General features: G+C 46.2%; 12 protein-coding genes. 1 reads left to right on the top strand and 11 read right to left on the bottom strand.

Features of this window, described 5'->3' with window-relative positions:
- Positions 1–292 precede the first annotated feature (292 nt).
- Positions 293–1,189 carry a M48 family metalloprotease gene (locus QUB70_RS01595; protein WP_332977985.1) on the bottom strand — a complete coding sequence of 299 codons (897 nt, stop codon included), beginning with the start codon at positions 1,187–1,189 and terminating at the stop codon, positions 293–295.
- Between QUB70_RS01595 and QUB70_RS01590 the strand changes: the two genes are divergently transcribed.
- On the top strand, positions 1,177–1,419 hold the full coding sequence (locus tag QUB70_RS01590) for a hypothetical protein (protein WP_332977984.1): 243 nt from the start codon (positions 1,177–1,179) through the stop codon (positions 1,417–1,419). The two genes, QUB70_RS01595 and QUB70_RS01590, sit on opposite strands and share 13 nt — an antisense overlap.
- 2 nt (positions 1,420–1,421) lie before the next feature.
- On the opposite strand, the gene QUB70_RS01585 is transcribed toward QUB70_RS01590, so the two are convergent.
- From QUB70_RS01585 to QUB70_RS01540, 10 genes are all read right to left on the bottom strand, one after another.
- Positions 1,422–1,823, bottom strand: coding sequence for a type II toxin-antitoxin system VapC family toxin (locus QUB70_RS01585; protein ID WP_332977983.1), 402 nt, complete (start codon positions 1,821–1,823; stop codon positions 1,422–1,424).
- Positions 1,820–2,065 (bottom strand): type II toxin-antitoxin system Phd/YefM family antitoxin, encoded by a 246-nt coding sequence (locus tag QUB70_RS01580; RefSeq protein ID WP_332977982.1) that lies wholly within the window; start codon positions 2,063–2,065, stop codon positions 1,820–1,822. Before QUB70_RS01580 ends, QUB70_RS01585 begins: the two co-directional genes overlap by 4 nt.
- Before the next feature lie 106 nt (positions 2,066–2,171).
- Positions 2,172–3,764, bottom strand: a complete 1,593-nt coding sequence (locus QUB70_RS01575) for a B12-binding domain-containing radical SAM protein (protein WP_332977981.1) — start codon at positions 3,762–3,764, stop codon at positions 2,172–2,174.
- Between the two features lie 520 nt (positions 3,765–4,284).
- On the bottom strand, positions 4,285–5,250 hold the full coding sequence (locus QUB70_RS01570) for an NAD-dependent epimerase/dehydratase family protein (protein WP_332977980.1): 966 nt from the start codon (positions 5,248–5,250) through the stop codon (positions 4,285–4,287).
- 348 nt (positions 5,251–5,598) lie between these two features.
- Positions 5,599–6,663 carry a uroporphyrinogen decarboxylase gene (gene hemE / locus QUB70_RS01565; RefSeq protein ID WP_332977979.1) on the bottom strand — a complete coding sequence of 355 codons (1,065 nt, stop codon included), beginning with the start codon at positions 6,661–6,663 and terminating at the stop codon, positions 5,599–5,601.
- A gap of 78 nt (positions 6,664–6,741) precedes the next feature.
- A complete protein-coding gene (locus QUB70_RS01560; RefSeq protein ID WP_332977978.1) occupies positions 6,742–6,972 on the bottom strand; it encodes a hypothetical protein in 231 nt (76 codons plus the stop codon).
- 692 nt (positions 6,973–7,664) lie between these two features.
- Complete coding sequence (locus QUB70_RS01555; RefSeq protein ID WP_332977977.1) at positions 7,665–7,790, bottom strand: hypothetical protein; 126 nt, start codon at positions 7,788–7,790, stop codon at positions 7,665–7,667.
- Complete coding sequence (locus QUB70_RS01550; RefSeq protein ID WP_332977976.1) at positions 7,787–7,984, bottom strand: hypothetical protein; 198 nt, start codon at positions 7,982–7,984, stop codon at positions 7,787–7,789. Before QUB70_RS01550 ends, QUB70_RS01555 begins: the two co-directional genes overlap by 4 nt.
- Positions 7,985–8,280: 296 nt before the next feature.
- Positions 8,281–9,072, bottom strand: coding sequence for a hypothetical protein (locus QUB70_RS01545; RefSeq protein WP_332977975.1), 792 nt, complete (start codon positions 9,070–9,072; stop codon positions 8,281–8,283).
- Positions 9,073–9,236: 164 nt separating this feature from the next.
- Positions 9,237–10,166: a S66 peptidase family protein gene (locus QUB70_RS01540; protein WP_332977974.1), complete on the bottom strand. Its 930-nt coding sequence runs from the start codon at positions 10,164–10,166 to the stop codon at positions 9,237–9,239.
- Between the last annotated feature and the right edge of the window lie 68 nt (positions 10,167–10,234).

The following is a 10,234-nucleotide window of genomic DNA, read 5'->3' as shown; positions in this document are numbered from 1 at the left end:
GTATTTATTTCAGGGTTTCATGCCTCCAAATTTAAAATTATTAAATTTGTCTGAATATCTGCGGAATGTGGGTTAGAACTTTAGTACCCTTTTTTGTGGTCATGACTGTAATTCGCTCCCTAAAAATCTTGTCACTATTTATAGTTAACAATTAAACTAGCCCCAATGTCAAGCCTGACAAGGGCTTGATTAATATTTTTACATATTTATTCAATTTACTTTACTGATTTAGCTATTGATTTAGCATACTAAGTAAGGAAGAGCCAAATATTGTTGCTGCATTTTCGATCGATCAAATTCCGGGTACGTAGGCCATAACTGGAGTACCTTGCTGCTGCTGCGCGATTTCCAAAAGGCGTTGAATGCGCTCCTCTGTCGGCGGGTGAGTGCGGAAAAGTGACTGCAAACCTTTAGTCGAAAAAGGATTCACAATCAGCAGCGGCGACATCGCAGGATTGCCGTGCATCGGAATTTCCTGACCCAATTTCTCTAATTTTTGCAGCGCGTTTGCTAAACCGATCGGGTTATTGGTAATTTCCACCGCACCGCTGTCGGCTGCAAATTCCCTCGTCCGAGAAATCGCCAATTGAATTACAGTTGCTGATAGCGGTGCTAAAATGATTAAAAACAGCAAGCCAAACGGATTCGCGCCTTGTCTGCTATCCCGCGTCACCGGGCCGTAAAGCGCTCCAAAAGTAAGAATTCGCCCGACAAATGTAATTGCGCCGGCGATCGTCCCTGCAACTGCTTGAGTGAGGGTGTCGCGGTTGCGGATGTGCGTCAGTTCGTGCGCTAAAACCCCTTCCAATTCTTCGCGGGAAAGCAGATTCATGATACCTTCCGTAACTGCTATTGTCGCGTGTTCCGGGTCTCTTCCTGTGGCGAATGCGTTGGGAGATTGAGTGGGAACTACAAAGATTTTCGGTACGGGAATTTGGGCTTTTTCGCTCAGCGATGCTACAATGTCGTAGAGTTCGGGAGCTTCGCTGCGGGCGATCGGGCGAGCGCGGTAAGCCATTAAAGCCGCCGTGTCGGAATAGTACCAAGAGCTAAAACTTGAGAAGGCGGCTAGCGCTAAACCGATGTAAAGTCCTTGCTCGTTGCCGATTAAATAATAACTTCCTAAAACGAGAAGGCCGCTTAGGAGTCCTAAGAGAGCGGCTGTTCTGAGTTGATTTGTTCCTAACATGGCGGGTTGAGGGCGATCGCTATTTTGATATTTTTTATCTTGTAATTAGATTTTCATATTTGCGGGCGATCGCGCCTCTATCTGCCGAAATAAGTGCTGCCGCCAATAGTAGTATTTCACATTTTCAGTCAGAAACTGGGAATGCCTCGGGAGGCTCTCTCGCCTGCTTTCAAGAGGTGGTAGAGCAGCAGAATATGACATTCCCAGGCAGAGCTTGGAAACGAGATTAATCTCACGAAGTGGCCGCCCAAAGAATAGCAATATCGCTGTATTGCTTGAACATTGAATCAGCACTCACAAGCGTCATCTCCTCCATCTGAGCCTGGGCAATCAGCATTCGATCGAAGGGATCTCGATGATGTAATGGTAACGCAGCCGCTCGCAGGGCATGAGGTGCTGTAATTTCCAGCGATCGCGCATCTAACTGTATCATGCGTGTCGAAATGTAGGTATCTATCGGTTCTGGGAGTGGTAACTTTCCGATCCCAACTTTGATGCCCATTTCCCAGACACTAGCAACAGAAAACCACAATTCGTTCGTTTCATCAGCAATCTGTGCGATCGCCTCCTCATTCAATCGATCTGGTTGGGCAAACCACCACAAAAAACACTGCGTATCCAGCAAGAGTTTCACTCTTCATCTCCCTCAAATGCTGTCAAAATCTCTTTTGGCAAAGGATCGTTAAAGTCCTCTGGCAAAAGAAATCGCCCTCGATCTTTCCCTAAACTAGCTCGTCGATTGGATGAAGTACGAAACGGAACCAATTTTGCGACTGGGATGCCTTCGTTGGAAATAATGATTTCTTCTCCCAGTTCCACACGCAACAATAGTCGTGAGAGATTCGTTTTAGCTTGATGAATATTTACAGTTTCCATGATCTTAAAAAACTAAGTCTGTAAAATAAGTTTAACAAAATAAACGCAGACAATCTTACATTCATCTGCGTTTGTCTGCGTTTATCTGCGGTTGAATTCTCCAACCCTAAACCGCTTGCACTTGCTTTTCCTCAACAGCAACAGGTTCTTGATATACAGTTTGAGACTCATTAGCCAAAAAGTCAGCTAATTGAGCTTCTATTTCATCCCGCACAATCTGGCGGTATTCCAGAAAATGCTCGTTGTGAGCACATACTGTTAAATAGTGATCCCAAACCGCCGGATTACGCTTGAAAATGCTGAACAAATGATGCCAGAACTTCCAGCGAGTGCTCCGCTTGACTCCTTGCCGCCAAACCACTGTTAGCAGCGCCCGCAAATCGATCCAACTCGGAACTCTAGCAGGTATCTTTGCTGTCGGTGCACCTAACATTAAGAAATGCCGATAAGTGCGGTCTAAATACTTCTCAGCATCGTACACATCAGAAAATGCTTGGACATATTCCCTCGCAATATCTTCTAGCGGCCGCGTCGGAATGAAGTTCATCAAAGTAGTCTGGTTGAGGTTGCCCGATTTGTCGCGCAACCGCCCTTCTTTTGCTAGTCTGTGGGACAATGCAGTATGAGGCAAAGCTTGGAGCATTCCAAAGGTTGTACTAGGAATTGCTGCTGCTTCGGCAAAGTCTACAATGCGTTGACCTGCGCCTGGTTTTTCGCCGTCGAATCCGATGATAAATCCGGCCATTACTCGCAAACCAGTTTTCGCAATCAATTCTACGGATTCTATCAGGGAGTTGCGGGTATTTTGGAATTTCTTGGTCATTTGCAAGCTTTCTTCGTCGGGGGTTTCAATCCCTAGAAATACTGCATTAAAATTGCAAGCTACCATCATCTCCATCAATTCTTGGTCTTGGGCTAAATCGATGGAGGCTTCTGTGTTGAAAGTGAACGGGAATTTGTGTTCTTCTTGCCAAATTTGTAAGTCTTTTAGCAACAGTTTGACATTGCGTTTGTTGCCGATAAAGTTGTCGTCTACCATGAACACGCCGCGCCGCCAACCTAAGTTGTAGAGAGAGTCTAGTTCTGCAATCAATTGTTGGGGGTTTTTGGTGCGGGGTTTGCGGCCGTAGAGGACGATGATATCGCAGAATTCGCACTGGAATGGACAACCTCGCGAAAATTGAATTGACATCGAATCGTAGGCGTCTAATTCCAGCAAGTCGAAGCGGGGAACGGGGGTTGTGGTAACATCGGGTTTTACGCCGTCCGATCGATACATTCCGCTTTTTTCGCCCCGCAGTACCGCTTCGACGAACATGGGCAAGGTGATTTCGCCTTCGTCGAGAATCAGGTAATCTATGCCCGCTGCTTGAGGTTCTTCGGGTACGGAAGTCGGGTAAGGGCCGCCGCAAGCTACGGATTTACCGCGCTGTTTGGCTTCGCGAATGATGTCTAGCAAATCTTCTTTTTGGACAATCATGGCGGAGAGAATAACGAGCTCTGCCCATTCCCATTCTGCTTCGGTGATTTGTCTGATGTTGCGATCGACTAACTTAAATTCCCATTCTTGGGGTAAAATAGCTGCTACCGTTACCAAACCCAGCGGTGGCAGCAGCACTTTACGATCGACTAATTCTAGAATTTTCTCGTAAGACCAAAATGTTTTCGGAAACAGGGGGTAAACTAGAAGAACTCGCATATTATGTTAAACCTCACATCAGTAAACAACAACTTGCGATCGGGCTTAGGGGCGTGAAAGTTCGATCGACTCTCAAGACTTAATGTTAAGGCTAAAATTACGATCTTGCACTCGATCGAATATCTGGCGAGGGGTAAGACCCCCTAAAGCCAAGAGAATGAGCGCAATTTTTAGCTGGCAGTTCCCTGTTAAAGTTTGCAAATGCTAACATCTTATCGTATTTGACCCTTGATTGGCGATAATCGCTTCAAAACTGTAGGAATCAAGCAAAAAAGAATTTGAAATAGTAGAGTTGAATAGGATAAATAATTAGGGACGGGCTAAGCTGTTACGCATTTAAAATAGTATTGTAGGGTGCGTCAGCCCTATCTTGTTTCCCTTGCTTAGTAAGTGTTCTAGCTGACGCACCCTACAGGCCTCGTTAGCGGTTTAAATGTCGAACAGCTTAGAAGCCCATCCCACAAGAAAGATTGTGGGATGGGCTTCTAGCCCGTCCGATTATTGGTGCGGAGTGTACGCGCTACTTTGTATTTTTATCGGGAATCCCGCTAGTTCTTAACATATCGGCCACTGTGCCGCAGTAACTCGGCATTCCTATGCTTTCGGGATTCACAAGATTTTGATAGGTAAAATGGCGGTAGCTGATGCAAAATCTATCCCAAGCAGCCACCTGAATTCGGAACAGCCAAATAAAGAAATCGGCCAGCCAAGGTGACAGAGTAATCCGAAAAAATATTTTTTTATTCAAATAGTTGCACGCTTGTTCTACCACTTCGTTAGCTGTAATCGCCGGATTTCCTAGCACAAAATGTCGCGTTTCCTCGGAAGCCGGCGGATGTTCAACTAAATAATTAACTACTTTAGCAATATCTGCGCCGTGGATGAAGTGAAAACTTCCATCTGCCTTAAACCAGCGAATCAAACCAATCCATTTTGCGACAAGGGGCAGACCAGATGACAAGTGAGAGACTGGTTTTTCTGCGTCTCCTCCCAATACTAATGTCGGGTAAAGTGCCGTAATCGGAGGCACATTTGTCAAGGCTGACAAATGCACCATGCAGTTGTATTTTGAGCTAATATAATCTGTCCCCAGTTCCCCGGCTTCTTTGAGCAAATTGTTGTCTCGACCGAGAATGCTGGCAGTTGAGAAATAAATTATTTGCTGGCAAGTCTGTGGCGAAAGTAGTTGAATTAGGCGGAGAGTTTTGGTGACGTTAACATCAAAAACTTCTTGAGTTCCTCCCCAAGCAGTGGCAGCTAAAATTGCTACATTAATTGTTTGCAGAAGATCGGCGTGTCGATCGATATCTCGCATATCGCCTTGTAGTATATGGATGCCGGGGCGGGCTTTCCAGTCAAATTTTAATTTTTCTGGGTTGCGAACTAATAGGTAAAGTTCGTGGTTTGTCTCTTGAATCAAAGTTTCGGCCATGTAGTGACCGATACAGCCACTTGCACCCGTCACAAAAATTTTTTTGGAGTTCATTTTGCCGCAGGGGAAGAGGGAGGGGGGAAGAGTTATTGGTGTGAAATTAAGGCTTTAGTAGCCCATAGATTTAGGTGACAGTCGAGTTTAGATCCCCCTAAATCCCCCTTCTTAAGGGGAGTAGGGGTTGACTTTGAATACTCTTGTCCCATTAAAACGAGGGCTTTGAATGCTCTTGTCCCCCCCTTATTAAGGGGGGTTAGGGGGATCTCCGGGTTCTAATCGCTACCAGCCGTTAAAAGGGATTTTCGGTGGGGTGGGGGCGGGTTTATTTAGCCTGTTTGCACTTTTTAAGGCTGTTGGTGAACCCGCCCCCTACAGGCTTTTGGGGTTTTAATCGCTGTCAAATTAAGCAGCAACTGCAAGCAATTTGTCGGCTTGTTTTGCGGTTTCAAAGAAGAAACGCACGTTGTCTTCGGGAGTTCCCGGTAACACGCCGTGTCCCAAATTGAGGATGTGTCCGCGATCGCCCGCTTTGCGAATTGTATCAAGAATTCGATCGCGAATAAACGCTTGAGAACCAAACAACACGCCCGGATCGAGATTTCCCTGAACGTTCATGTTGGGGCCCAAACGCTTGCGCGCGTCGGCCATATCAACCGTCCAATCGACGCTGATGATATCAGCGCCGGATGTTGTCATGCGTTCGAGGAGGCCGGCGCTACCGGTGACTAACAGAATTAGCGGGGTATCGGGATGGGTTTTTTTGACTTGCTCGAATACTTGTTTCTGGTAAGGTAGGGCGAAGGTGTCGTAGTCTTGGGGGGAAAGTTGGCCGGCCCAGGAGTCGAACATTTGCACGACTTGGGCGCCGCAGTCGATTTGATAGCGCACGTAAACTGCGATCGCATCGGCGAATTTCGACAGCAACTGATGCAGTAAAGTAGGATCGGAAAATGCCATATTTTTGATAACGGCATAATCCTTGGAACCTTTACCCTCAACCGCATAGGCCGCTAAAGTCCACGGCGCACCGACAAAACCGAGCACGGTGGATTTGTTGCCGACTTCCTCGCGCAGGGATTTGAGGATTGTTTTGATAAACGGCAAGCTTTCTTCCGGGTTCAGCGGTTGCAGGTTGTCGATTTGCTGCTGAGTGCGGATGGGTGCGTGGATAATCGGGCCTTTGCCTTCGGCGATGTCCATGTCGATGCCCAAACCCGGCATGGGGGTGACAATATCGGAAAACAGAATTACGCCGTCGGGTTGAAACGCGCGCCACGGCTGAAGGGAAACTTCGATCGCCACTTCGGGAATTTCGGAACGTTCGCGAAACGAGGGATACTTTTCTCGCAAATCTCGATAGGCTTTCATGTAGCGACCGGCTTGGCGCATCATCCATACGGGCGGGCGGTCTAGGGTTTCGCCGCGGGCTGCCCGCAACAGCAAGGGAACTTCATTTAATGCTGACATCTTAATTTTTCTCGGATTTAGGTATTTTAATGCCTTTGGTAGCTTACCACTGTGCGATCGTCCTTTTTGACAAAAAATTCATCTGTCAGCGGGGAGGGAGATGAGGGGAGTGGCTGAGTTCGATTTTGGGCGATCGGGATTTGGTTGGTTGCGAGGCTGGCGGTAAATTAGCTGAACCGCCATTTTTGCACCACCAGCCTCGCAAATGACATCTAGACTCCTTGCATTATATGGGCTGTATAATGAATGGAGTTTTTCCCACTCGTTGGGGACGCTAATTGAATAAAAACCTAGTAAGCTAATCCGCATTTAAATTGCATAGTCAAATAAATTTTTCCTCTTGTGGGGTGGGCATCCTGCCCGCCCTCAACATACAAATTAAATGCACAACAGCTTACAGCAATACTGGAGAATATAAACGGGTAGATTCTGGATGCTGATCTTACATTATTTTTTACTCCAGACGTTAACACTATGAAAAAAATAAAATTTGAATCCACTATACAACTTTGGATAGATATGTCTGTACTCGGGTTTATCTACAAGCCTACTCGTCGTCCGGGCAAGTTTTCGCCCAATGTTTTAGACATTATAAGCTATCTTTCAGAGAATATAAACTCTCAGGGTAACTTACCATTTTTTATCAAATCGCTTTTTCTCACTGCTGTATTTACTCCTTTGCTGTACAGCTCAAATTTTTACATTATTTGTATAGGCTGGGTTTTGATACTCGTACCCGGTTTTCTGCTAGCCATACAGCTTTTTTACCTCCTAATCAATCAAATACTGTGCATTTCCATGACACCCCTATGTTTGATAGATGACATACTTTCTAGTTTCAAGGATTCAAAGTGAACCTTATTTCTGAGCTAATATTGCATCGTAATCGCCATGACTCCTATCCAAAACCAGACAATACCTTCAGGTTTTTCAACTCCTATATCTCGGTAACTATCGCCTACTCGAACCGATTGCAAATGCTTTCGCCTGCCAACTTTTTTTCAAATGCAGCGAAGGTGATACGGATCGACTTTGAGTAATTCGTAATTTTTATCGGCTAGTGCTTGTATTTCTTTAGGTAGCTGGTGATAGCACTGCCAAAAACGCGGTAAAGTCAGATGATTCATAACACTTTAGTCAATCCCCCTTCATACTCGGCATCAACTTCATCAAGTAGCGCATCTAACCGCCCATCCTCCAAATCGTCTTCAATTTGCCTATCCCAAACCTGTTGGCGATACTCTATCAGCCAATTAGTGAGTTCTGATAGTTCCTTAACCGACAGGTTCATAATTGCTGTTTCAAGTTCTTTAACGCTCATATTTTGCGACATCATTAATATTATTAATATACCAATAATTCTGAAGGCGCGGGTAGTCAAAAACCGGGTTTTTTCTGAAAGACGTGTTGCAGCCCACAGATGACCGTAAAAAACCCGGTTTCTTTGGTTAGTTGTAGATTATACAGAGCGACGCACCCGTAAGTATGGTGCGTCGCTGCGAGATTTTTGAGTTTAGTTGTAGATTGTAAATAGCGACGCACCCACGGTATTTTGTAGGGTGCGTCGCTGTGACATTTTCGAGCTTCGTTGTAGATTGTAGAGAGCGACGCACCCTACTATCTCGTCACACAAACTCCGCCCACCACTACCCGACATTGATCGCTGCCCTCATCGAACCTCCTATTATTATTCACCCTCGCCGAATCTAAATCTCTAGTCCGCGAATTGTAGTAATAATCTCCCGCCGGAAAGTTTCTAGTCGGGACAGCGCAGTAAGTCGAGTCTTGATTGTTATCATCAAACCTTACTCTCACCATAGAACGTCTCTCGCTACAGTTGATCGATCGCAAGCCAAAATCATCTTGCAAAAGCTGTGATCTGTCATATCGACCGTTATCTCGCCCGTTATCTCGCCCGCTGTACCAATCGTCGTCCCGCGAATTGCCCGATGATCGTCTGTCGCCCCCATCAATTCCCGCAACTTCCAGCGTGTAGTTACCGCCTCTGGCAGCATCTTTCGTTAACACTAAAAGCCTGTAATCGCCACTACGGGGAATTTGATAATTAAAAGAACGGTCTTGCGTAAAAGCGACTTGTTTGTTGTTCCCGTAAAACAGCACCATGACCGGAGTAAAACCGCCACTTCTATCTGTATCTAAAAACACTTCAATGTTGTCGCCTTCCCTTGCGCTGAATGTGTATTCTTGACCGCGCAATTCTTCCGTCGGAGATCCCGGAACCCACATATTTCGGAAACGGTAAATCGGGGAAGTGCGGCGAATTACTCCATTTATGCGATCGTTATTCCGTATCTGTTCGCCAACTGCACTTGAGGAAATGCCCGTAAGTGCCAATCCTGCAACTAGCACAGTGGCAGCAATACTGTTTAACAAGTTGTGTGCTTTCATATCAACCTCTCGAAACTTTTAAATCTTTTTGCCTTATTGGCGCCGACATTTGCATACACAATCCATTTTAAATCTAATTTCTGCCAACTGTGTCAATTTCACCCAAACGGACTATTTAGCTGGTGCAAAATCTCAAGCTAAAGTTGCAGACGTCGATCCTTAATCTAAAGTTGCGATTTATCGCCGCAAATCAGCAATCCCGATTCAGCGTCGAGACAAGCCCTAATTCCCACAGGTAAAGCAGCGTTAACCCCCTCGTGGCCGAAGGGCAAATCCGAGACAATGGGAATATTCAAGTCCAAAAGCCGATCGCGCAAAACTTCTTCAATGCTAAAACTGGGAATACTCGGGTCAATCTCGCAGCGGCTGAAGCGCCCCAAAGCAATGCCCCGCACGCCTGCGAAAGCCCCCGCCATCCGCCACTGAGTCAGCATTCGATCGACCCTGTAAGGAGCCTCGGAAACATCCTCAAATGCGAGAATAACCCCGGTCAAATCCGGTTGATACGGGGTTCCGAGCAAATGAGAAGCCACCGTCAGATTCGCCGGAAACAGCCGCCCGGTGGCTTTGCCGCTGCCCCATCCTTTACCTTGCAAAGATTGTAAGGGACGACCTTCGATGCAGTCAAAAAGTCGATCGACAGACCAATCCGGTTCCGCCGCCAAAGTTGTCAGCATCGGCCCGTGAACCCCCCAAATACCCAATTGATCGTGATTCCACAGTAAAGCAGTAATATCTGAAAAGCCGATTAACCATTTCGGCGAATGGGAATCGGGAGTTGGAAATTGGGAATTTGCCCCATCTCCCACATTTGCTTTTTCCAAAAGCCGAGTGCTGCCGAAACCGCCTCGAACACAGAGAATACCGCGACAATCCGGGTCATTGAGGGCATCTGCTAGCTGTCGGACGCGGTTTTCGTCGGAACCGGCCAAGTAGCCCCAGCGATCGTCAAAACCGGGTGTTAATTCAAGTCGATAGCCGCGGGATTTCCAAATTTCTACACCCTTCTCAAAGTTGGTTGATTCTCGCAAAGTGCCACTTGGGGCAATTACTTTGAGCAAATCTCCTGGTTGTAGAAATTTTATGTTAGTCATTAGTTATTAGTTATTAGTTATATCGTGTTTTGTGAGTCGATCGTAATTCCGTAGGGGCGGGTTTTACA

The organism is Microcoleus sp. A003_D6, from assembly GCF_036702825.1.
In the GTDB taxonomy this organism is placed as follows: domain Bacteria; phylum Cyanobacteriota; class Cyanobacteriia; order Cyanobacteriales; family Microcoleaceae; genus Microcoleus.
This window is presented reverse-complemented; position numbering and strand designations above follow the sequence as displayed.